Source organism: Phycicoccus sp., assembly GCF_035325325.1.
Taxonomy (GTDB): domain Bacteria; phylum Actinomycetota; class Actinomycetes; order Actinomycetales; family Dermatophilaceae; genus Phycicoccus.
In genome coordinates this window covers 58,067-78,641 of the sequence record NZ_DAOLAC010000015.1, presented here as the reverse complement: position 1 = coordinate 78,641, position 20,575 = coordinate 58,067, and the positions used below count along the sequence as shown (strand labels likewise).

The window sequence follows — 20,575 nt, the reverse complement described above, 5'->3', positions numbered from 1 at the left end:
ACCCCCCAGACCCAGCCTCGTCGACCCCGACGCACCCCACTCGACCCTCGAGTTCACCATCGAGCACACCCTCGGCGGACGCGACCCCCTGCCCAGCACCTGCCGTGTCGAGGTCCGCCGGCCACCGCACCCCGTCCACGTCACAGGGCTCCATCCACCACGCGCCGACGCGCGACCCGCGGCGCCCACCCGGCCCCCGTTCTGAACGCCCCGGTCGTCGGACAGACTGGGAGCGTGGAGCCGACCCTGCGTCTGGAGATCTTCCCGGCCGACCTCGACGTGACCGTCGACTTCTACGAGCGCCTGGGGTTCGAGGTCGTCGGCCGCAGTGCGGGCCCGCCGCGGTACGCGAGCCTGCGCTTGGGCGACATCAGGCTCGGCGCGGCCGAGTCCGACCCGGTGTCGCGAGAGCTGCGGGCGGTCCCCGCCGGGGCGGAGCTCGTCGTCGAGGTCGACGACGTCCGGACGACGCGCGACACCATCGTGGGGGCGGGCATCGAGCTCGCCGACGACCTCACCCTCCGGCCGTGGGGGCTGACCGACCTCCGCCTCACCGACCCCGACGGCTACTACTGGCGCTTCACCGACCGACGGCACTGAGTGGCGCCGCCCACTCCTCGCTCGCGGACCTCAGTAGCGGCGCCAGCGGAGGGCGACCGCGTAGTCGACCGTCAGACCCTCGTGCTCGGCGAGCACCGCCTCCGCGGGCCCGGGCGGCAGCTCGATGCGGACCACGGCCTCGAGGTCCTCTCGGCGGTCGAAGGTCCACGCGATGGTCAACGACTCGGTCGTGAAACCCTGCCGGTCCCAGAAGCGCTGCACCGCAACCGGATCGTATGCCGGATAGGCTCGCGAGAACCAGGAGCCGAAGGTCGACCGGGTCGCGTCGTTGTCGACGAGGCACGCGACACCCCCCGGACGCACGACCCTGGCGAGCTCGGCCAGTCCCGGCTCGCAGCCGGCACCGAAGAAGTACGCCCACCGCGCGTGGACGACGTCGACCGACCCCGGTGCCAACGGCAGCGCCTCGGCGCTGCCGGCCACGACCCGAGCCCGGGACCCACGCTCCCGCAACCGGTCCGCGGCCCGCCGCACGAGCGGCAGGTGGGGCTCCACCCCGACGACGCGCGCGCCACGCTCCGCGAACCGCGGCAGGTGGAACCCGCTGCCGCACCCCACGTCGACGATTACGGCGTCCCGCAGCGGGTGCAGGGCACCGACGGCGGCGTCGATGACACCGGCGCGGTCCGAGGCCAGGTTCTCCAGCTCGTAGACCTCCGGGGTGTCCCAGATGTTCGGGCTGCGGATGACGCGCGGCGGCGCGGCGTCGCTCATCCCGACCGGCGCGACCCCGACGGTCGGGGCGACCCCGACGACCCCGACGACCCCGAGGACCCCGGCACCGGGCGGGCGGGCTCGTTCGAGCCGGCCTCCGGGACACCGCCGTCGCCGGACCCCGGCAGCGCGGTCGTGCCCCGGCGCCGCTTGACCTTCTCGCGTCGGCCACCGATCGTGCCCGCCTCGGCCGTCGCCGGGTGCACGAGGAGCGGGATGAGCTTGCGGGCCCCGACCGAGCGGGCGTGCCGCACCGCCGCGAGGTGCGCCTCGCAGCGCACCTCGAGCTCGGCGTAGGCCGCCTCGCCCATCAGCGTCACCAGCTCGGCCCGGCTGCCGCGGTACACCGGCTCGCGGCCGACGTGGGCCTCCGGGTTGGAGGAGCAGTACCAGTCGAGGTCGTGCCCGCCGGGGCCCCAGCCGCGCCGGGTGTACTCGGCGATCGTCACCTCGAGGTAGGAGGTCTCGTCCGGCTGCTCGACCGTGCGGTACGAGCGCCGGATCGGCAGCTGCCAGCAGACGTCGGGCTTCACCTCGTGGGGAGGCTGCCCGGTGAGCACGGCGTGCTGGTGCAGCGCGCACCCGGCGCCCGCCGGGAACCCCGGCCGGTTGAGGAAGATGCACGCGCCGTCGACGACCTTGGTCTTGCGGTCGCCGTCCTCGTCGACCTCGGTCCAGGCCGAGCGCCGCGACGGGTCCTTGTCGCCGCGCTTCCCGAGTCCGGGATGGTGCTGCCACTCGTCCTCGCCGAGCTCGGCGACGACCCGGCGGACCCGCTCGAGGTCGTCGTCGTCGGTGAAGTGCGCGCCGAGCGTGCAGCAGCCGTCGTCGGGGCGGTCGGCGTAGATGCCCCGGCACCCGGCCCCGTAGATGCACGTCCAGCTCGAGGTGAGCCACGTGAGGTCGACGCGGAAGCGCTGGCCCGGGTCGGCCGGGTCGACGAACTCGGCCCAGGTGCGGGGGATGTCGAGGGACGCTTCGGGCACCCGCCCACCCTATGCACGCCCGCGGCCGCGGTGGGGCCGCCCCACGCCGCAGCGACTACGTTTGCCCCATGCGCCTCGGGGTCGTCGACGTCGGATCGAACACCGTCCACCTCCTCGTCGTCGACGCCCACCCGGGCGCCCAGCCGCTGCCCGCGAGCAAGCACAAGATCGACCTGCGTCTCGCCGAGCACGTGACGGACGACGGCCGCATCGCCGACGAGGGCCGCGACCGCCTCACCGAGTTCGTCGCCGAGTGCCTCACCGTCGCCGAGGACCAGGGGGTCGAGGACCTGCGCGGCTTCGTCACCAGCGCCATCCGCGAGGCCCCCAACGGCACCGCCGTGCTCGACCACGTCGCCGAGCGCACCGGCGTCCGGCTCGACGTCCTCACCGGGGAGGATGAGGCCCGGCTCACCTTCCTCGCGGTGCGCCGCTGGTTCGGGTGGTCGGCCGGCACCCTGCTCGTCGCGGACATCGGCGGCGGCAGCCTCGAGCTCGCGATGGGGATGGACGAGGAGCCCGACGTCGCGATCTCGATGCCCCTCGGCGCCGGCCGGGTGACCCGCGACCTGCTCCGCGGTGACCCGCCGTCGGCCGACGAGGTGCGCGAGGCCAGGCGCCGCGTCCGGGCCACCATCGCCGCCGAGCTGCGGCCCCTCGCCAAGGCCGGTCCCCCGGACCTCGCCGTCGGCACGAGCAAGACGATGCGCTCCCTCGCCCGCGTGTGCGGGGCGGCCCCGAGCTCGGAGGGGATGTACGAGCGGCGCGTCCTCCCCCGCGACCGGCTGCGCGAGACGCTCCAGGAGATCGCCGGGATGACCGCCGGCGAGCGCGCCGGGCTCCCGGGCGTCTCGGCGCCCCGCGCCCGCCAGCTGCTCGCCGGCGCCGTCGTCGCCGACGCGACCATGGACCTCCTCGGCCTCGACGAGCTCGAGATCTGCCCCTGGGCCCTGCGCGAGGGCATCCTGCTGCGGCACCTCGACCGGATGGGGTGAGCGTGCCGGCCCGTCGGCCCCGGACCCCCGCCGCGCGGGTGGCGCTCTCGACGGCCTCGGTCTACCCGGAGGGCTGCGCCTCCGCCTTCGCGACCGCCGCCCGGCTCGGCTACGACGGCGTCGAGGTCATGGTCTGGACCGACCCGCTGACCCGGGAGGCCGGGGCGCTGCGCCGGCTCGCCGAGCACCACGGCGTGGCCGTCGTCTCGGTGCACGCGCCGACCCTCCTCGTGACGCAGCGGGTGTGGGGCACCGACCCGTGGGAGAAGGTCGACCGCTCGGTCGAGCTCGCCCTCGAGCTGGGCGCCGACACGGTCGTCCTGCACCCGCCGTTCCGGTGGCAGCGCGACTACGCCCGCGGTTTCGCCGACGGCGTCGCGGTCCGCGAGCACGACACCGGCATCCGGCTCGCCGTCGAGAACATGTACCCGTGGCGGGCGGGCCCGCGCACCCGTGAGATGGAGGCCTACCTCCCGCACTGGGACCCCGTGCCGCAGCCGTACGACCACGTCACGCTCGACCTGTCGCACACCGCGACCGCCGGCTCGGACGCCCTCGGGATGACGCGCTCGCTCGGGCCACGGCTCTCCCACCTGCACCTCGCCGACGGCTCGGGGTCGCCGCGCGACGAGCACCTCGTGCCCGGCCGCGGCAGCCAACCGTGCGGGGAGGTCCTCGAGGAGCTGGCCACCGGCGGCTTCGCCGGGCACGTCGTCGTCGAGGTGTCGACGCGGCGCGCGGACGAGGCGCAGCGCGAGCTCGACCTCGCCGAGTCGCTCGCCTTCGCGCGGCTGCACCTGGCCCCGGTGCCCTGAACCGGCGGGACCGGCGTTCAGGCGGTCGTGCCCACCGACGCCACGGTCAGCTGTGGTGAGTCGCCGGTGCTCCCGCGGCAGGCCTTCGTCGGGTACCGGACGAACGCCGCCTCGGTCGAACCCGGCGGGTAGACGCGCAGCCCGTCGGCCGCGGTCGGGTCGCAGGACGTCTCGGGGTAGCTGCCGGCGTCGGCGACCCGCACGAGCGCCGTCGTCGTCCGGCCCGGCTCGAGCGTGACCGTCTGTGCGGCGCCGGTGCGTCGGGCCGACACCCCGAGCTGGGTCCCGTCGCCGCCACCCACGAACGAGACGCCGGGGAAACCGTCGAGCACGCAGGCGACGTCGGCGGTGTCGCGGAAGGTGAGCAGCAGCGCGGTGCTGCCCGCCGCACCCGCCCCCGACGGGACGGTGGCGCCGACGTCGAGCTGGGCCAGGGTGCACCGGCGGGGGTGGTCCGTCGGCGTCGACGTGCTGCTCGACGGGGACGCCGTGCTGCTCGCCGGAGCCGACCCGGTGGGCGACGCCGTGGACGGCACGGAGGCGGACGTGGCGGGACCGCCGGCCGTTCCGGACCCTCCGCCGCTGCAGCCGGTGAGGAACAGTCCCACCCCGAGCACCCCCGCCCCGACGAGGCTGCCGCGGTGCCGGGGGGATGCCCGGCGCCGCGTGGACGGGACCGTCTCGCGAGTCACACCGGCACCGTAGGAACCGAGTCTGGGCGTCACCTGTGCGTCCCCTCGACTTCCGGACGGCCCGGTGCCAAGGTCGGTGCATGGCCGCCGACGCGATCGTGGTCGAGCACCTCCGGGTGGTCCGGGGCGGACGCGAGGTGCTGCCCGACCTCTCGCTCGCCGTACCGGAGGGGCAGGTCGTCGGGCTGCTCGGCCCGAGCGGCGGCGGCAAGTCGACGCTGATGCGTGCGGTCGTCGGGGTGCAGGTCGTCGCCGGCGGCACGGTCACCGTCCTCGGCGAGCCGGCGGGCTCCCCGGGGCTGCGCCACCGGGTCGGCTACCTCACCCAGGCGGCCAGCGTCTACGCCGACCTGTCGGTGCGCGACAACGTCCGCTACTTCGCGCAGGTCGTCGGTGCCGGCCAGGACGCGGTCGAGCGCGCCATCGAGGCGGTCGACCTCACCGACCACGCCGGTGCCCGTGTCGAGAACCTGTCCGGCGGCCAGCTGTCCCGGGCCGGGCTCGCGTGCACCCTCGTCGGCGACCCGCAGGTCCTCGTCCTCGACGAGCCGACGGTCGGCCTGGACCCGGTGCTGCGGCGCGAGCTGTGGCAGATCTTCCGCGACCTCGCCGGTCAGGGGCGCACCCTCCTCGTCTCGAGCCACGTCATGGACGAGGCGGTGCGCTGCGACCGCCTCGTGCTGTTGCGGGCGGGCCACGTCCTCAGCGACTCCACCCTCCCGGACCTGTTGCAGCGCACCGGGACCGACGACGCCGAAGCCGCCTTCCTCGCGCTCGTCGACGCCGCAGCGGAGGATGGGCGATGACCGTCCGCATCACGCTCGCGACCGCGGCCCGCATCCTGCGCCAGCTGCGGGGCGACCACCGCACCGTCGCGCTGATGGTCGTCGTCCCGTGCGTGCTCCTCGGCCTGCTCGCCTGGGTCTACGCCGACAGCCCGGTGGACGTCTTCGACTCGATCGGGCCCGCGCTGCTCGGCGTCTTCCCGCTCGTCGTGATGTTCATCGTCACCAGCATCGCCACCCTGCGCGAGCGGACGACCGGCACCCTCGAGCGGCTCCTCACGACGCCGCTCGGCAAGGGCGACCTCATGCTCGGCTACGCCCTGGCCTTCGGCGTGATGGCCGTCGTCCAGGCCCTCGTCGCGAGCGGCTTCGCCATCTGGGTGTGCGGTCTGTCGATCGCCGGGCCGGTGTGGCTGCTCGTCGTCATCGCCGTCCTCGACGCGCTGCTCGGCACGGCGCTCGGCCTGCTGGCGAGCGGGTTCGCGCGCACCGAGTTCCAGGCCGTGCAGTTCATGCCGGCGTTCATCCTCCCGCAGTTCCTCCTCTGCGGGCTGCTCATGCCCCGCGACCGGATGCCCGGCGTGCTCTCGGCGCTCTCCGACGTGCTGCCGCTCTCCTACGCCGTCGACGCGATGAAGGACGTCGCGACGAGCACCGACCCGCTCGGCGACGTGCTGCCGAGCCTCGGCGTCATGGTGCTGTGGGTCGCCGGTGCCCTCGTCCTGGGCAGCCTCACCCTGCGCCGCCGCACGCCCTGACCTGCGGCTAGCCTGCTCGTCGTGGACGCCTCCGACCTGCTCCGTGGAGCCCTGCTCCAGCTCTCCGGATCCGACGCCGTGCGCACGGCCGTCGTCACCGCACCGGTGAGCCGGTCGGTCGTCTCGCGCTACGTCGCCGGCGACACCGTCCCCGAGGCCGTGTCCGTCACCGGCGAGCTGCGGGCGACGAACCGGCTCGCGACGATCGACTACCTCGGCGAGGACGTCACCGACCGCGCCCAGGCCGAGCGCACCCGCGACACCTACATCGCCCTGCTCGGCGCGCTCGAGGAGGCCGACCTCGCCCGGTTCGGTGCCGCCGAGGTGAGCGTCAAGCTGAGCGCCGTCGGGCAGGCGATCCCCGGCGACGGCGACGCCATCGCCCTCGAGAACGCCCGCGCCATCTGCGAGGCCGCCGACCGGGTCGGCACGACGGTCACGCTCGACATGGAGGACCACACGACGACCGACCGGACGCTCGAGGCGGTCCGCGCGCTGCGTGCGGACTTCCCCTGGGTCGGAGCGGTGCTGCAGGCCTACCTCCACCGGACCGAGGCCGACTGCCGCGACCTCGCCGGCGCCGGCAGCCGGGTCCGCCTGTGCAAGGGCGCCTACAAGGAGCCCGCGTCGGTTGCGTACCAGGACGGCGGTGACGTCGACCTCTCCTACGTCCGCTGCCTCAAGGTGCTCATGGCCGGCGAGGGCTACCCGATGGTGGCCAGCCACGACCCGAGGCTCGTCGAGATCGGGCAGGCCCTCGCCGGCCACCACGGCCGCTCCGCCGACTCCTACGAGTTCCAGATGCTCCTCGGGGTGCGCTCGACGGAGCAGAAGCGGATCGCCGACCGCGGCCACCAGATGCGGGTCTACCTGCCGTTCGGCGAGGACTGGTACGGCTACCTCGTCCGGCGACTCGCCGAGCGACCCGCGAACCTGCGCTTCTTCCTCCGCTCGCTCGCCGGGAGCAGCTGAGCACTAGGGTCGGGCCCATGGGTACGGTCGCGATCTTCGGTGCCGGTGTCATGGGCGAGACGCTCCTCTCGGGGCTGCTGCGCGCCGGGCGCCCGGCGGACTCCCTCGTCATCACCGAGCGCCGGGCCGAGCGCGCCGCCGAGCTCGTCGAGCGGTACGGCGTCCGGGTCCTCGAGAACACGGAGGCGGCGGCGCTGGCCGACACGCTCGTCCTCGTCGTCAAGCCCCAGGACATGGGCTCGCTCCTCGAGGAGATCGCGCCGCACGTCGAGCACGGCAACCTCGTCGTCAGCCTCGCCGCCGGCATCACGACCGCGTTCGTGGAGTCCCTTCTGCCGGAGGGCCGTTCGGTCGTCCGCGTGATGCCGAACACCCCGGCACTCGTCGACCAGGGGATGGCCGCGGTCTCCGGCGGCGCGCACTGCGAGCCGCAGCACCTCACCGAGGCCCGGGAGCTGCTCGCCGCCACCGGCAAGGTCGTCGAGGTGCCGGAGAAGATGCAGGACGCCGTGACGGCGATCTCCGGCAGCGGGCCGGCCTACATCTTCTACGTCGTCGAGGCGATGATCGAGGCCGGCGTCGTCCTCGGGATGCCGCGCGCCACCGCCACCGAGCTCGTCGTGCAGACCCTCTACGGCGCCGCGACGATGATCAAGGAGACCGGGCAGCACCCGACCGTCCTGCGCGAGCAGGTCACCTCGCCGGGTGGCACGACCGCGGCCGCCCTGCGCGTCATGGACGACCACAAGGTGCGCGCCGCGTTCATCAGCGCGATGGAGGCCGCCGCGACCCGCAGCCGCGAGCTCGCCGGTGGCTGAGGCGGTCCCGGGCCTGCACCCCGGCCTGCGCGTGGAGCGGCTCACCGAGGGCACGTGGCGCGACTACCGGGCCGTCCGGCTGGCCGCGCTCATCGACAGTCCCCGCGCGTTCTGGACGACGTACGCCGAGGCGGCCGCCCGGAGCGACGACGACTGGCGTGCGTACGCGGCGAGCGGGCCGGCGACCTGGCTCGCGTGGGACCTCGACCGTCCCGTGGGCACCGCCGGGCTCTGGCACGGCGGAGACCAGCCCGGGCACGAGGCGTGCCTCGTGGGGATGTGGGTGTCCGGGGGCAGCCGGGGGAGCGGGATCGCCGCCGACGTCGTCGACGCCGCCGTGGCGCACGCGCAGGCGGAGGGGCGCACCCGGGTCGTCCTCGACGTCGCCCGCGAGAACACCCGGGCCCTGCGCTTCTACCTCCGCCGGGGCTTCGTCCTGACCGGCGAGACCGGCGTGATGCCCTGGGACCCCACCTGCGTCGAGGAACGGATGGCCCTCGACCTCACGTGAGCAGCCCTCTCCGGCACCGGCTGTTCACCTGCCCGGTTGCCGGACCCGGTGGGTGTCGTGGGAGAGTGACGTGCCATGAGCGACATCACGGTGCGTCCGCTGGGCGTCGAGGAGTGGGAGCAGTACCGGTCGATGCGGCTCACGGCGCTCCAGGAGTCGCCCGACGCCTTCGTCGCGTCGTACGCCGACGAGGAGGCCGAGCCGGAGGAGTTCTGGCGGGCCCGGATGGAACGCTCGACCCGGCTGCTCGCCGAGCGCGACGGCGAGACCCTCGGCATCGCGAGCGTCGGCTCGGTCAGCGACGAGAAGCCCGACGCCGCCCAGCTCTTCGGCCTCTTCGTGCGCTCCGAGGCCCGCGGCACCGGCGTCGCGGCGGCCCTGGTCCAGGCCGGCGCCCGGGTCGCGGCCGAGCAGGGTCGCACCCAGCTGTACTACTGGGTCGGCACCGACAACGGCCGGGCCGTCGCCTTCGCGAGCGGGTTCGGCTTCCGGCCCACCGGGATGCGCCGGCCGATGCGCGTCGTCTCCGAGGACGACGGCGAGGAGGAGATCGCGATGACCCTCCCGCTCGGTGGCGACCGCGGCGGCATCCCGAGCCTCTGAGGCCCGGGCCGGCTCCCGCTACGGGCGGGCCGCGAGCCGCTCGATGAGGGTCGTCGGGCCGCTGACGATGAGCACGTCGTGCGCGGAGACCTTGGTCGACGGCACGGCGTAGGTGAAGTCCTCGCCGGGCGACTTCACGCCGACGACGGTGACGCCGTACTTGCTGCGGACCGCACTCTGCTCGAGCGTGAAGCCGATCGTCTCGGTCGGGGGACGCATCTTGACGATCGCGAAGCCGTCGTCGAACTCGATGTAGTCCTGCATCCGGCCACCGACGAGGTGCGCGACCCGCCGGCCCGTGTCGGCCTCGGGACGGACGATGTGGTGCACCCCGATCCGGTCGAGGATGCGCGCGTGCTCGGGGGAGAGCGCCTTGGCCCAGATGGCCGGGACGCCGGCGTCGACGAGGTTGGCCGCGGCGAGGACGGACGCCTCGACCGAGGAGCCGATGGCGACGACGGCGATGCCGAACCGCTGCGCCTTCGCGTCCCGGATCACGCCGACGTCGCTCGCGTCGCCGTGGACGACCTGGCTGATGCGTCCGAGGAACTTCTCGGCGAGGAAGCCGTCCTTCTCGATGGCGGTGACCTTGTGGCCGAGCCGTCGCAGCTCGAGGGCGGCGGCGGCGCCGAAGCGGCCGAGCCCGATGACGAGGACCTCGTCGTCGCGCGCGCTCTTGCCCATGGGGGTCGCTCCTCCGGTCGGCGGGGGTCGGTGCGGGTCGGTGCGGGTCCAGCCTGCCACGGACCGACCACCGAGTAGCGTGCAGTCATGGGCCCGCGGACGAGCGTCATCTGGGACGACGTGTTCACCGCCTACGACTTCGGACCCGACCACCCGATGAACCCCGTGCGGCTCGACCTCACGACCCGGCTGGCCCGCTCCCTCGGCGTCCTCGACCACGTCGACCTCGTGAGCACCGAGGTCGCCGACGACCACCTCCTGACGACGGTCCACGACCCGGCGTACGTCGAGGCGGTCAAGGCCGCCTCCCTCGACCCGTCCCGGGCCGACGTGCACCGCGGGCTCGGCACCGACGACGACCCCGCCTTCCGGGGGATGCACGAGGCCTCGGCGCGCATCGTCCAGGGCACCGTCGAGATGTGCCGGCGGGTGTGGGAGGGCGAGGCCGAGCACGGCGTCAACTACTGCGGTGGGCTCCACCACGCGATGCGCACGCACGCGAGCGGCTTCTGCATCTACAACGACATCTCGGTCGGCATCCAGTGGCTCCTCGACCACGGGGCCGAACGGGTCGCGTACGTCGACATCGACGTCCACCACGGCGACGGCGTGGAGCGGATGTTCTGGAACGACCCCCGGGTGATGACGATCTCGCTCCACGAGAGCGGCCAGCACCTCTTCCCGGGCACCGGGTGGCCCGGCGACGTGGGTGGCCCGGACGCCCGCGGGACGGTCGCGAACGTCGCGCTGCCACCGGGGACGACGGACGCGTCGTGGCTGCGCGCCATCGACGCCGTCGTGCCCCACCTCGTGCGCGCCTTCCGGCCCGAGGTGCTGGTCACCCAGCACGGCTGCGACACCCACCTCGAGGACCCCCTCGCGCACCTCGCCATCACCGTCGACGCCCAGCGCCGCGCCCACGACGAGCTGCACTCGCTGGCGCACGAGGTGACCGGCGGCCGGTGGGTCGCCCTCGGCGGCGGAGGCTACGAGCTCGTCGACGTCGTGCCGCGCTCCTGGACCCACCTCACCGCCATCGCGGCGCACCGCCCCGTCGACGCCCGGGCCGAGGTGCCGCAGGAGTGGCGCGACCACGTCGAGCACCTTCTCGGCCGGCCCGGACCACGCCGGATGGGCGACCTGCCGGCCGACCGGCTCCCGATCTGGGTGCAGCCGTGGGGAATGGGCCACAACCCGGACAGCCCGCTCGACCGGGCCGTGTTCGCCACCCGGCAGGCCGTCTTCCCGCTGCACGGCCTCGACCCCTGGTTCGAGTGAGGACGGACGCCCGAGGGGCCGTCGGCCGATCGGCGCCGACACGCCGGATTCGCCGCCGTCCGTTCGGCGTGTCGGCTGGACATTCGGAGGAATTTCGATCCGTTGGCCTTCACAGTGGTCACAACTGCCCCTATGGTTGCGACAGCACGACGCAGGGAGCCAAGCCGGGGTGTTCCGGCGCTGCGGCGAGCAGAAGATCGAGGTCACGATGTCCACGGAGCGTCAGCTCGGCGAGGTGCGGTTCCTCACCGTCGCCGAGGTCGCCACGATCATGCGCGTCTCGAAGATGACGGTCTACCGCATGGTCCACGCCGGCGAGCTGCCGGCGATCCGGGTCGGTCGGTCGTTCCGCGTCCCGGAGGACGAGGTGCACACCTACCTCCGCAGCTCCTTCGTCGACACCGCCTGATCCGACGCCACCCACGTCGCCGGGGGGCGCCCCCCCACGACGGCGGGCCGCCCCTCGCGTTCGCCGGGTCCGTCGGCCCCGGGTTTGGGGCCGACACCGGCCCGCCGGTAGGGTGGGCCGCCGTACCCCCAGTACCACCGTGAGGAACACCCATGGGTTCTGTCATCAAGAAGCGCCGCAAGCGGATGGCGAAGAAGAAGCACCGCAAGCTGCTGCGCAAGACGCGTCACCAGCGTCGCAACAAGAAGTGACGACGCGTCACCTCTGACCGCCGAAGGTCCCCGGCCGATGCCGGGGGCCTTTGTCGTGTCCGGGACACCTCACACCGGTCGGGGCTCGGGCTCCACCGACGGACTCGGTAGTGTCGGACCCGACGGAGCGACGTGGGAGGAGCTGCGATGGCGCGGGTCGTGCTGGTGACCGGGGTGTCCCGGTACCTCGGCGGCCTCCTCGCGCGCCGGATCGCCACCGAGCCCGGGGTCGAGCACGTCGTCGGCGTCGACGTCATCCCACCGCCGCACGACGTCGGCGGGGTCGAGTTCGTCCGGGCGGACATCCGCAACCCGATGATCTCGCGGGTCATCGAGTCCGCGGGCGTCGACACCGTCGTCCACATGAACGTCATCGCCACACCGACCTTCGTCGGGGGACGCACCCCGCAGAAGGAGATCAACGTCATCGGCACGATGCAGCTGCTGGCGGCGTGCCAGAAGTCGCGCACCGTGCAGCGCCTCGTCGTCAAGTCCTCGGCCGCCGTCTACGGATCGACCCCGCGCGACCCCGCCATGTTCACCGAGGACATGGGCGCGCGGCGCACCCCGAGCGGCGGCTTCGGCAAGGACTCCATCGAGGTCGAGGGCTACGTGCGCGGCTTCGCCCGGCGCCGCCCGGACACCGAGATCCTCATGCTCCGGCTGGCCAACGTCATCGGGCCCCGCATCCGCACCTCGATCACCGACTACTTCTCGATGCCGGTCATCCCGGTGCCGCTCGGCTACGACGCCCGGATGCAGTTCCTCCACGAGGACGACGCCATCGACGCGCTCGTCCTCGGCGGCACGGGGTCGGCCACCGGCGTCGTCAACGTCGCCGGCGACGGCGTCGTCACCGTCCTGCAGGCCGCCTCGCTCGTCGGCCGGCCGGTCCTCCCGCTGCCGCTCGGCAGCGCCGGGTTCGTCGGCGGGATGACCCGCCGGCTCGGCCTGGCCGACTTCTCCCCGGACCAGATGGGCTTCCTCGCCTTCGGCCGCGGCCTCGACACGACCCGGATGCGCACCGTCCTCGGGTTCGAGCCGCGGTTCACCACCCGCGAGGCCTTCGAGGCGTTCGCCGCCACGGTCGGCGCCGCGGTGCCCGGCGGCGGCGTCGTCGGTGACGCCGTGAGCGGCCTCGCCGGCTCGGCCAGCCAGGCCGTCCTGCGCCTGCTCGGGGCCGGGAGCGGGCGCTGATGGCCGCGCGTCGCGGAGCACTGGCCGCCGGCGCCGCCCGGGCCGGCGGCGAGCGGGCGCGCCGCCGCACGACCCCGCTCATCGGCGCCGACCCGGTCACCGTCGCCGACGACGCGGCGGTCGAGGCCGTCCTGCCGAAGGCTCCCGTGACGAAGGCCGCCGCGAAGAAGCCCGCTCCCGCGAAGCCCGCCGCGACGAAGGCCGCGCCGGTGAAGCCCGCCGCGAGGAAGGCCGCGCCGGTGAAGGACGCCGTGAGGAAGGCCACGCCGCCGACGGTCGAGCCCGCCGCTCCGCCGGCCGTGCCGGAGACCCCCGCCGTCCGCAAGCACCGTCCCCGCCCGAACGTCACCTCCGCGCCGTCCGCCCGGGCCACGACCCAGGCGGGGGAGCGCACCGGCCGGCGCCGGGTCTCCCCGCGCGAGAAGGCCCGCCGCGACGCCGAGGCCCGGCGTCCGCACCTGCGCCTCGCCGAGCCGGCCCCCGTCGCCGACACCGCGCCGCCGCTCGACCCGACGATCTCCGACGCCCCGTCGCGGTCCGGGCTGCCGGTGCCCGACCTCTCCGACCTCGTCGAGGCGCTCGTCGCCGCGCTGCGGCTGGCCGCCGAGGCGGCCGGCGTCGCTCCCGAGGACGTCGAGCGCCGGGTGGCCCAGGTGCTGGCCTACCTGCGCCGCCGGCTCGAGGGCGACTACACCGTCGACGACTTCGGCTATGACGAGCACTTCACCGAGAACGTCTTCTACCCGATGCTCCGACCGCTGTACCGGCACTGGTTCCGGGTCGAGGTGCGGGGCATCGAGAACATCCCCGCCGAGGGCGGCGCGCTCGTGGTCTCCAACCACTCGGGCACGGTGGCGCTCGACTCGCTCATGGTCCAGCTGGCCATCCACGACGAGCACCCGGCCCGTCGCACCATGCGCGCGCTCGGCGCCGACCTCGTCTTCCGGACCCCGTTCGTCGGCACGACGGCCCGGCGCTCGGGCTCGACCCTCGCGACGAACGAGGACGCCGAGCGGCTCTTCGCCCGGGGTGAGCTCGTCGGCGTCTTCCCCGAGGGCTTCAAGGGCACCGGCAAGCGGTTCAGCGAGCGCTACAAGCTGCAGCGTTTCGGCCGGGGCGGCTTCGTCTCGGCGGCGCTCGCGGCCGGCGTCCCGATCATCCCGTGCTCGGTCGTCGGGGCCGAGGAGATCGCCCCGATCATCGGCAACATGGGCACCCTCGCGCGGCTGCTCGGGCTGCCGTACGCACCGGTCACCCCGACCTTTCCGTGGCTCGGGCCGCTCGGGCTCGTCCCGTTGCCGAGCAAGTGGATCATCGAGTTCGGCACCTCGATCGAGACCGCCGGGCACGAGGACGGCGCCGCCGAGGACCCGATGCTCGTCTTCGACCTCACCGACCAGGTCCGCGAGACCATCCAGCAGACGCTCTACACGCTGCTCATGCAGCGTCGCTCGGTGTTCTTCTGAGGGCCCGGCCGATGAGCACCGAGCCGCGCGTCACCCTCGTCACCCGGGAGGGTTGCCACCTGTGCACGGCCGCCCGGGGGACGGTGGCGCGGGTCTGCGCGGAGCTCGGCGTCGGCTGGCGCGAGCTCGACGTCGACGCCGACCCCGGCCTGCTCGAGCGGTGGTCGGAGGAGGTGCCGGTCACCCTCGTCGACGGCCGGCAGCACGACTTCTGGCGGGTCGACGAGCCCCGGCTGCGGGCCGCGCTCGCCGCCCCTCCCCGCGGGGAAGCACCCGGGTCCCTCACGCGTTGACCGCACTAGCACACGCTGGTGGTGAGGCACGTCACCGGGTCTCGCGCAACTTTGTGCCTCCCTTCACAAAGTCGTAGGCTGTCGGGGTTTACCGCGGGCGACCGCGCGGCCCACGGCCGCGCCACCAGCCGCAGCCCGTGACCCGCGAAAGGAGTCGGTGACCGCACGTGTCCGCCGCAGCAGCCACCCGCCGGGGCGTCCCGGAGGCGTCGGTGGCCCGTCTGCCGGGGTACCTGCGGGCCCTGACCGCCCTGGCCGGTGAGGGCATCGCGTCGGTCAGCTCCGAGGAGCTCGCGCTCGCCGCGGGCGTCAGCTCCGCGATGCTGCGCAAGGACCTGTCCTACCTCGGCAGCTACGGCGTGCGCGGGGTCGGCTACGACGTCGAGCGGCTCGCGTCCGAGATCGCGGCCGCCCTCGGGCTCACCCAGGACTGGCCGGTCGCCATCGTCGGGATGGGCAACCTCGGCCGCGCGCTGGCCGCCTACCGCGGCTTCGCCGAGCGCGGCTTCCGGGTCATCGCCCTCCTCGACCACGACGAGCGCGTCGTCGGCGAGGAGATCGCGGGCTGCCCGGTCCGCCCGATGTCCGACCTGCCCGGGCTCGTCGAGCGCGACGGGCTCGCCATCGGCGTCATCGCGACCGCGTCGGAGGGCGCCCAGGAGGCGTGCGACGAGCTCGTCGCGGCCGGCATCCGCTCGGTCCTCAACTTCGCCCCGGTCGTGCTCGCGGTCCCCGACGACGTCGTCGTCCGCAAGGTCGACCTCTCCACCGAGCTGCAGATCCTCGCCTTCCACGGCCAGCGGCTGGCCGTCGCCGAGGCGGTGGCGCCGTGAGCCTCGTCGTCCTCGGCCTCTCCCACCACGGCGCGCCCCTCGGGCTGCTCGAGTCGGTGGCGCTCGACGGCCACACCGCGACCGCTCTCGAGGAGGCCGTGCTCCGCTCCGAGCACGTCACCGAGGCCGTCGTCCTCTCGACGTGCAACCGCACCGAGGTCTACGCCGAGAGCCTCACCTTCCACGGCGCGCTCGTCGACATCACGCACGCGCTCGCGGCCGCGTGCTCGGTCGAGCGCGCCGAGCTCCAGCCGCACCTCTACGTCCACTACGAGGACCGCGGCATCGCGCACGCCTTCACCGTCGCCGCCGGGCTGGACTCGATGGCCGTCGGCGAGGCCCAGATCCTCGGCCAGGTGCGGCGCGCGCTCTCGCGGGCCCAGAAGCACGGGCACGTCGGCCCGGCGCTCAACGCCCTGCTCCAGCAGGCGCTCCGGGTGGCCAAGCGGGTGCACTCCGAGACCGAGATCGACCTCGTGAGCGGCTCGCTCGTCCAGGCCGGGATCACCCGCGCCGAGGCGGTGCTCGGTGGTCTCGGGGCGCGCCGCGTGCTCGTCGTCGGCGCAGGTGGGATGGGCGCCCTCGCGGCGGCCACCGTCGCCCGGCACGGTGCGGCCGAGGTCGTCGTGGCCAACCGCAACCCCGACCGCGCCGTCGGCGTGGCCGAGCGGGTCGGGGGCACCGCCCGTCCGCTGGCCGACCTCGACTCCGCCCTCGCGCAGGCCGACCTCGTCATCGCCTCGACCGGCGCCCGTGGCCGGGTCGTCACGGCCGGCCACGTCACCCGCGCCCTCGAGGCCCGCGGTGGCCGCCCGCAGGTGTACGTCGACCTCGCCCTCCCGCACGACGTCGACCTCGCGGTCGCCGACCTCGACGGCGCGACCCGGGTCGGGCTCGCCGAGCTCGGCGAGGACCTCGCCGAGGCCGGGTCGGCCCCCCAGGTCGCGCTGGCCCGCGAGCTGGTCACCGCCGAGGTCGCGACCTACCTCGTCCAGCGGTCCGCGCAGGCCGTCGCCCCCACCGTCACCGCGCTGCGCGCCCGCGCCGGCGAGCTCGTCGACGTCGAGCTCGAGCGGCTCGAGCGGCGCACCCCCGGGATGGGGGAGGCCGAGCGGGCCGAGGTGCGCCGAGCGGTCGAGCGCGTCGTCGACAAGCTGCTCCACACCCCGACGGTCCGGGTCAAGGAGCTGGCCCGCGACGGGCAGGGCGGCAGCTACGCCCGGGCCCTGTCCGAGCTGTTCGACCTCGACCCGCGCGACGTCTCGCTCGTCAGCGCGCCGTCGCAGATCCCGCCGGCCCTCGGGGAGGACGGATGACCAGCCTCCGCCTCGGGACCCGGCGCTCGGCCCTCGCGACGACCCAGTCCACCTGGGTCGCCGACCGGCTGCGCGCGCTCGGTCACGACGTCGAGCTCGTCGAGGTGACCACCGACGGCGACCGCGACCGCACGACCCCGCTCGCCCAGCTCGGCGGCACCGGGGTCTTCGTCTCCGCCCTGCGCGAGGCGCTGGCCGACGGCCGCGTCGACCTCGCCGTGCACTCGCTCAAGGACCTGCCGACCGCGGAGGACCCGACCGTCGAGGTCGCGGCCGTCCCGGTCCGCGAGGACGTCCGCGATGCCCTCGTCGCCCGCGACGGCCTCACCCTCGGCGAGCTGCCGGCCGGCGCCACCGTCGGCACCGGCTCCCCGCGCCGACGCGCCCAGCTCGAGGCGCTCGGCCTCGGCCTGGCCCTCACCGACCTGCGCGGCAACGTCGACACCCGGCTCCGGGCGGTCCACGAGGGCCGGCTCGACGCCGTCGTCCTCGCGGCCGCCGGGCTGCGCCGGCTGGGCCGCGCCGACGAGGTCACCGAGTTCCTCGACCCGCTCCAGGTGCTCCCGGCCCCCGGGCAGGGCGCCCTCGCGGTCGAGGTGCGCCGCGCCGACGACGCCACCCGCTCCGCCGTCGCCCCGCTCGAGGACGCCGACACCCGTGCGTGCGTCACCGCCGAGCGGGCCCTGCTCGCCGAGCTCGAGGCCGGGTGCTCCGCCCCCGTCGGCGCGCTCGGCGAGGTCGTCGAGGGCACCGACGGGGCCGAGCTGTCGCTCCGCGCCGTCGTCGCCGCCCCCGACGGCTCCCACGACCTGCGCCGGTCCCTGACCGGTGACCCCGCCGAGGCCGCAGACCTCGGCCGGAGGCTCGCCCGCCTCCTCCTCGAGGACGGCGCCGCCGACCTCATGCCCACGTCCACCGACCGACCCGTCACGGAGCGTGCCCAGTGAGCCCCACGCGCTCGACCACCCGCCCCCCTCGCATCCCTGCGCGCGTCGCCTTCGTCGGCGGCGGCCCGGGCGACCCCGGCCTGATGACCGTCCGTGCCGTCGAGCTGCTCGCCGCGGCCGACGCCGTCGTCATCGACCAGGTCGCCCGCGAGGGCCTCGTCCAGCGGCACGCCCGCCCCGACGTCGACGTCGTCGACGCCGGGCACGGCGACCACGGCGAGGCCCTGACCCAGGCCTCACGGGCCAAGCTCGTCGTGCGCGCCGCCAAGGCGCACCCGGGCGGCCTGGTCGTCCGGCTCATGGACGGCGACCCGGCGGTCTTCAACGGCCTCGCCGAGGAGGCGCAGGCGCTCGTCAAGGCCGGCATCTCCTTCGAGGTCGTGCCCGGCGTCAGCAGCCTGACCGCGGTGCCCGCCTACGCCGGCGTGCCGCTCACCGCGAAGTCGACCTCGGCCGTCCACGTCGTCGTCGCCGGCGCCTCCGCCCCCGACGTCTCGGGCGGGGTCGACCCGGCGGTCACCGTCGTCGTGCTCGGCACACCCGACCGGGCGGCCGCGGCGCTGCGGGCCCTCCTCGATGCCGGCCGCGACGCCGCGACCCCGGTCGCCGTCACGGAGCGCGGCACGACGACCGAGCAGCGCACCGTCGTCACCACCCTCGCCGAGGCGCCCGAGGCGATGGCCGCCGGGCAGTTCCCGGTCCTCGCCGTCGTCGGCGACACCGTGCTGCTGCGTGACGCGCTGTCCTGGTTCGAGACCAAGCCCCTCTACGGCTGGTCGGTCCTCGTGCCGCGCACCAAGGAGCAGTCCGGCTCGATGACGGCGCGCCTCGAGCACCACGGCGCGCACGCCGAGGTCGTCCCGACCATCTCCGTGGAGCCGCCGCGCACGCCGCAGCAGCTCGAGCGGGCGGTCAAGGGCATGGTCACCGGCCGGTACGAGTGGGTCGGCTTCACCTCGGTCAACGCGGTGCGCGCCATCCGCGAGAAGTTCGACGAGTTCGGCCTCGACGCCCGCTCGTTCGCCGGGCTCAAGGTCGCGGCGGTCGGTGGCGTCACCGCGGACGCGTTGCGGGAGTGGGGGATCAACCCCGACCTGGTCCCGACCGAGGAGCAGTCCGCCAAGGGCCTGCTCGAGGCCTGGCCGCCCTTCGACCCCGACCTCGACCCGATCAACCGGGTCTTCCTGCCGCGGGCCGACATCGCCACCGACACGCTGGTCGCCGGCCTGCAGGACACCGGCTGGGAGGTCGACGACGTGACCGCCTACCGCACCGTCCGGGCCGCCCCGCCGCCCGCGCCGGTCCGCGACGCCATCAAGTCCGGGGCGTTCGACGCCGTGCTCTTCACCTCGAGCTCGACCGTGCGCAACCTCGTCGGCATCGCCGGCAAGCCGAACCCCAGCACCGTCATCGCGTGCATCGGGCCGGCCACGGCGAAGACGGCCGAGGAGCACGGGCTGCGGGTCGACGTCCTCGCGCCGGAGCCCAGCGCCGTCTCGCTCGTCGACGCGCTCGCCGACCACGGTCGCTCGCTGGCGCTCGACGCCGCCGAGGCGGGCGAGGAGGTCGTCCGGCCGAGCCAGCGGCGGGCGGGCGGCCGGAAGCGCGCGACGTGACCCCTGGCGGGCCGCTGCTGCCGAGCGCGCCGTTCCCCGTGGGACGGCCGCGCCGGCTGCGGCGCACGCCCGCACTGCGCCGGCTCGTCGCCGAGACGCGGCTGCACCCGGCCGAGCTCGTGCTTCCGGTGTTCGTCCGCGAGGGCATCACGGAGCCGGTGGCGATCTCGGCCATGCCCGGGGTGGTCCAGCACACGCTCGACTCGCTCGTCGAGGAGGCCCACCGCTGCGTCGCGGCCGGGCTCGGCGGGATCATGGTCTTCGGCGTGCCGACCGAGAAGGACGGCCGCGGCTCGGGGGCCGACGACCCGGACGGCATCCTCAACGTCGCGCTCGCGCGGCTGGTCGAGGAGGTGGGGAACGAGATCGTCGTCATGAGCGACCTCTGCCTCGACGAGTTCACCGACCACGGGCACTGCGGCGTGCTCGCCGCCGACGGGTCGGTCGACAACGACGCGACGCTCGAGCGGTACGCCGCGATGGCGCTCGCCCAGGCAGCGACCGGCGCACCGGTCCTCGGCCTCAGCGGCATGATGGACGGCCAGGTCGGCTACGTGCGGGCGGCCCTCGACGCCGCCGGGTACACCGACACCGCCATCCTCGCGTACGCGGCGAAGTACACGTCCGGCCTCTACGGCCCGTTCCGGGAGGCCGTGCAGTCGTCGCTCGTCGGCGACCGGGCGACCTACCAGCAGGACCCCGCGAACGGTCGCGAGGCGCTGCGCGAGATCGAGACCGACGTCGCCGAGGGCGCCGACCTGGTCATGGTCAAGCCGGCCGGGCCGCACCTCGACGTCGTCGCCGCGGCCGCCGCCGTCTCACCCGTTCCCGTTGCCGCGTACCAGATCTCGGGCGAGTACGCCCAGATCGAGGCGGCCGCCGAGCGGGGCTGGGTCGACCGCGACCGGGTGATGATGGAGGCGCTGCTCGGCATCCGCCGCGCCGGCGCCAGCATCATCCTCAGCTACCACGCCCTCGACGCGGCGGCCCTGCTCCGACGGTGACGGCGGGCGGT

The 20,575-nt window shown here is 74.7% G+C and carries 24 protein-coding genes and 1 pseudogene; 21 read left to right on the top strand and 4 right to left on the bottom strand.

Features of this window, described 5'->3' with window-relative positions; genetic code table 11:
- Both PKA89_RS11145 and PKA89_RS11140 read left to right on the top strand, forming a co-directional pair.
- A partial coding sequence (locus PKA89_RS11145; protein ID WP_324419388.1) for a hypothetical protein occupies positions 1-205 on the top strand: 205 nt, incomplete at its 5' end.
- A gap of 29 nt (positions 206-234) precedes the next feature.
- Positions 235-600 carry a VOC family protein gene (locus PKA89_RS11140; protein ID WP_324419386.1) on the top strand — a complete coding sequence of 122 codons (366 nt, stop codon included), beginning with the start codon at positions 235-237 and terminating at the stop codon, positions 598-600.
- 30 nt (positions 601-630) lie between these two features.
- On the opposite strand, the gene PKA89_RS11135 is transcribed toward PKA89_RS11140, so the two are convergent.
- Together PKA89_RS11135 and PKA89_RS11130 are read right to left on the bottom strand one after the other, a co-directional pair.
- Entirely contained in the window at positions 631-1,335 is a 705-nt protein-coding gene (locus PKA89_RS11135) for a class I SAM-dependent methyltransferase (protein WP_324419384.1), read from the bottom strand.
- Between the two features lie 182 nt (positions 1,336-1,517).
- A pseudogene (locus PKA89_RS11130) lies at positions 1,518-2,321 on the bottom strand (hypothetical protein); the annotation flags it as partial.
- A 68-nt stretch (positions 2,322-2,389) separates the two neighbouring features.
- Here PKA89_RS11130 and PKA89_RS11125 point away from each other — a divergent pair.
- A complete protein-coding gene (locus PKA89_RS11125; protein WP_324419382.1) occupies positions 2,390-3,316 on the top strand; it encodes a Ppx/GppA phosphatase family protein in 927 nt (308 codons plus the stop codon).
- A 2-nt stretch (positions 3,317-3,318) separates the two neighbouring features.
- Positions 3,319-4,131, top strand: a complete 813-nt coding sequence (locus PKA89_RS11120; protein WP_324419380.1) for a sugar phosphate isomerase/epimerase — start codon at positions 3,319-3,321, stop codon at positions 4,129-4,131.
- Positions 4,132-4,148: 17 nt separating this feature from the next.
- Here PKA89_RS11120 and PKA89_RS11115 read toward each other — a convergent pair whose 3' ends face one another.
- Positions 4,149-4,823 carry a DUF4232 domain-containing protein gene (locus PKA89_RS11115; protein WP_324419379.1) on the bottom strand — a complete coding sequence of 225 codons (675 nt, stop codon included), beginning with the start codon at positions 4,821-4,823 and terminating at the stop codon, positions 4,149-4,151.
- An 80-nt stretch (positions 4,824-4,903) separates the two neighbouring features.
- Between PKA89_RS11115 and PKA89_RS11110 the strand changes: the two genes are divergently transcribed.
- From PKA89_RS11110 to PKA89_RS11085, 6 genes are all read left to right on the top strand, one after another.
- Positions 4,904-5,629, top strand: coding sequence for an ABC transporter ATP-binding protein (locus PKA89_RS11110; protein WP_324419377.1), 726 nt, complete (start codon positions 4,904-4,906; stop codon positions 5,627-5,629).
- Complete coding sequence (locus PKA89_RS11105) at positions 5,626-6,366, top strand: ABC transporter permease (RefSeq protein WP_324419375.1); 741 nt, start codon at positions 5,626-5,628, stop codon at positions 6,364-6,366. Before PKA89_RS11110 ends, PKA89_RS11105 begins: the two co-directional genes overlap by 4 nt.
- A gap of 21 nt (positions 6,367-6,387) precedes the next feature.
- A complete protein-coding gene (locus tag PKA89_RS11100) occupies positions 6,388-7,338 on the top strand; it encodes a proline dehydrogenase family protein (protein WP_324419373.1) in 951 nt (316 codons plus the stop codon).
- Between the two features lie 17 nt (positions 7,339-7,355).
- Positions 7,356-8,156: a pyrroline-5-carboxylate reductase gene (gene proC / locus PKA89_RS11095; protein ID WP_324419371.1), complete on the top strand. Its 801-nt coding sequence runs from the start codon at positions 7,356-7,358 to the stop codon at positions 8,154-8,156.
- Positions 8,149-8,667 (top strand): GNAT family N-acetyltransferase, encoded by a 519-nt coding sequence (locus PKA89_RS11090; RefSeq protein WP_324419368.1) that lies wholly within the window; start codon positions 8,149-8,151, stop codon positions 8,665-8,667. The genes proC and PKA89_RS11090 overlap by 8 nt, the downstream gene beginning before the upstream one ends.
- Before the next feature lie 75 nt (positions 8,668-8,742).
- A complete protein-coding gene (locus PKA89_RS11085) occupies positions 8,743-9,270 on the top strand; it encodes a GNAT family N-acetyltransferase (protein WP_324419366.1) in 528 nt (175 codons plus the stop codon).
- Positions 9,271-9,288: 18 nt separating this feature from the next.
- Here the strand turns inward: PKA89_RS11085 and PKA89_RS11080 are convergent, their stop codons facing one another.
- A complete protein-coding gene (locus PKA89_RS11080; RefSeq protein ID WP_324419364.1) occupies positions 9,289-9,954 on the bottom strand; it encodes a TrkA family potassium uptake protein in 666 nt (221 codons plus the stop codon).
- 87 nt (positions 9,955-10,041) lie between these two features.
- Between PKA89_RS11080 and PKA89_RS11075 the strand changes: the two genes are divergently transcribed.
- The 11 genes from PKA89_RS11075 (at position 10,042) to hemB (ending at position 20,564) form a co-directional block, all read left to right on the top strand.
- Positions 10,042-11,232: an acetoin utilization protein AcuC gene (locus tag PKA89_RS11075; protein WP_324419362.1), complete on the top strand. Its 1,191-nt coding sequence runs from the start codon at positions 10,042-10,044 to the stop codon at positions 11,230-11,232.
- A 208-nt stretch (positions 11,233-11,440) separates the two neighbouring features.
- Positions 11,441-11,641 carry a helix-turn-helix domain-containing protein gene (locus PKA89_RS11070; protein ID WP_166102834.1) on the top strand — a complete coding sequence of 67 codons (201 nt, stop codon included), beginning with the start codon at positions 11,441-11,443 and terminating at the stop codon, positions 11,639-11,641.
- 152 nt (positions 11,642-11,793) lie between these two features.
- Complete coding sequence (locus tag PKA89_RS11065) at positions 11,794-11,892, top strand: AURKAIP1/COX24 domain-containing protein (RefSeq protein ID WP_003792170.1); 99 nt, start codon at positions 11,794-11,796, stop codon at positions 11,890-11,892.
- 147 nt (positions 11,893-12,039) lie between these two features.
- Positions 12,040-13,089: an NAD-dependent epimerase/dehydratase family protein gene (locus PKA89_RS11060; RefSeq protein ID WP_324419360.1), complete on the top strand. Its 1,050-nt coding sequence runs from the start codon at positions 12,040-12,042 to the stop codon at positions 13,087-13,089.
- A complete protein-coding gene (locus PKA89_RS11055) occupies positions 13,089-14,555 on the top strand; it encodes a 1-acyl-sn-glycerol-3-phosphate acyltransferase (protein ID WP_324419358.1) in 1,467 nt (488 codons plus the stop codon). The genes PKA89_RS11060 and PKA89_RS11055 overlap by 1 nt, the downstream gene beginning before the upstream one ends.
- 11 nt (positions 14,556-14,566) lie before the next feature.
- Positions 14,567-14,848, top strand: a complete 282-nt coding sequence (locus tag PKA89_RS11050; RefSeq protein WP_324419356.1) for a glutaredoxin family protein — start codon at positions 14,567-14,569, stop codon at positions 14,846-14,848.
- 167 nt (positions 14,849-15,015) lie between these two features.
- The gene (locus tag PKA89_RS11045) at positions 15,016-15,681 is read left to right on the top strand and encodes a redox-sensing transcriptional repressor Rex (RefSeq protein ID WP_324419354.1); all 666 of its coding nucleotides are present in this window, start codon (positions 15,016-15,018) and stop codon (positions 15,679-15,681) included.
- Positions 15,678-16,997 carry a glutamyl-tRNA reductase gene (locus PKA89_RS11040; RefSeq protein ID WP_324419352.1) on the top strand — a complete coding sequence of 440 codons (1,320 nt, stop codon included), beginning with the start codon at positions 15,678-15,680 and terminating at the stop codon, positions 16,995-16,997. Before PKA89_RS11045 ends, PKA89_RS11040 begins: the two co-directional genes overlap by 4 nt.
- The gene (gene hemC / locus PKA89_RS11035; protein ID WP_324419350.1) at positions 16,994-17,944 is read left to right on the top strand and encodes a hydroxymethylbilane synthase; all 951 of its coding nucleotides are present in this window, start codon (positions 16,994-16,996) and stop codon (positions 17,942-17,944) included. Before PKA89_RS11040 ends, hemC begins: the two co-directional genes overlap by 4 nt.
- A complete protein-coding gene (locus tag PKA89_RS11030) occupies positions 17,941-19,560 on the top strand; it encodes a bifunctional uroporphyrinogen-III C-methyltransferase/uroporphyrinogen-III synthase (RefSeq protein ID WP_324419348.1) in 1,620 nt (539 codons plus the stop codon). Before hemC ends, PKA89_RS11030 begins: the two co-directional genes overlap by 4 nt.
- On the top strand, positions 19,557-20,564 hold the full coding sequence (gene hemB, locus PKA89_RS11025) for a porphobilinogen synthase (RefSeq protein WP_324419346.1): 1,008 nt from the start codon (positions 19,557-19,559) through the stop codon (positions 20,562-20,564). The genes PKA89_RS11030 and hemB overlap by 4 nt, the downstream gene beginning before the upstream one ends.
- The last annotated feature ends 11 nt before the right edge of the window (positions 20,565-20,575 follow it).

Coding starts and splice junctions, on each gene's coding strand:
- PKA89_RS11135 (WP_324419384.1), bottom strand. CDS start 1,335: ATGAGCGACGCCGCGCCGCCGCGCGTCATCCGCAGCCCGAACATCTGG.
- PKA89_RS11125 (WP_324419382.1), top strand. CDS start 2,390: ATGCGCCTCGGGGTCGTCGACGTCGGATCGAACACCGTCCACCTCCTC.
- PKA89_RS11110 (WP_324419377.1), top strand. CDS start 4,904: ATGGCCGCCGACGCGATCGTGGTCGAGCACCTCCGGGTGGTCCGGGGC.
- PKA89_RS11105 (WP_324419375.1), top strand. CDS start 5,626: ATGACCGTCCGCATCACGCTCGCGACCGCGGCCCGCATCCTGCGCCAG.
- proC (WP_324419371.1), top strand. CDS start 7,356: ATGGGTACGGTCGCGATCTTCGGTGCCGGTGTCATGGGCGAGACGCTC.
- PKA89_RS11085 (WP_324419366.1), top strand. CDS start 8,743: ATGAGCGACATCACGGTGCGTCCGCTGGGCGTCGAGGAGTGGGAGCAG.
- PKA89_RS11080 (WP_324419364.1), bottom strand. CDS start 9,954: ATGGGCAAGAGCGCGCGCGACGACGAGGTCCTCGTCATCGGGCTCGGC.
- PKA89_RS11075 (WP_324419362.1), top strand. CDS start 10,042: ATGGGCCCGCGGACGAGCGTCATCTGGGACGACGTGTTCACCGCCTAC.
- PKA89_RS11070 (WP_166102834.1), top strand. CDS start 11,441: ATGTCCACGGAGCGTCAGCTCGGCGAGGTGCGGTTCCTCACCGTCGCC.
- PKA89_RS11065 (WP_003792170.1), top strand. CDS start 11,794: ATGGGTTCTGTCATCAAGAAGCGCCGCAAGCGGATGGCGAAGAAGAAG.
- PKA89_RS11060 (WP_324419360.1), top strand. CDS start 12,040: ATGGCGCGGGTCGTGCTGGTGACCGGGGTGTCCCGGTACCTCGGCGGC.
- PKA89_RS11055 (WP_324419358.1), top strand. CDS start 13,089: ATGGCCGCGCGTCGCGGAGCACTGGCCGCCGGCGCCGCCCGGGCCGGC.
- PKA89_RS11050 (WP_324419356.1), top strand. CDS start 14,567: ATGAGCACCGAGCCGCGCGTCACCCTCGTCACCCGGGAGGGTTGCCAC.
- hemC (WP_324419350.1), top strand. CDS start 16,994: ATGACCAGCCTCCGCCTCGGGACCCGGCGCTCGGCCCTCGCGACGACC.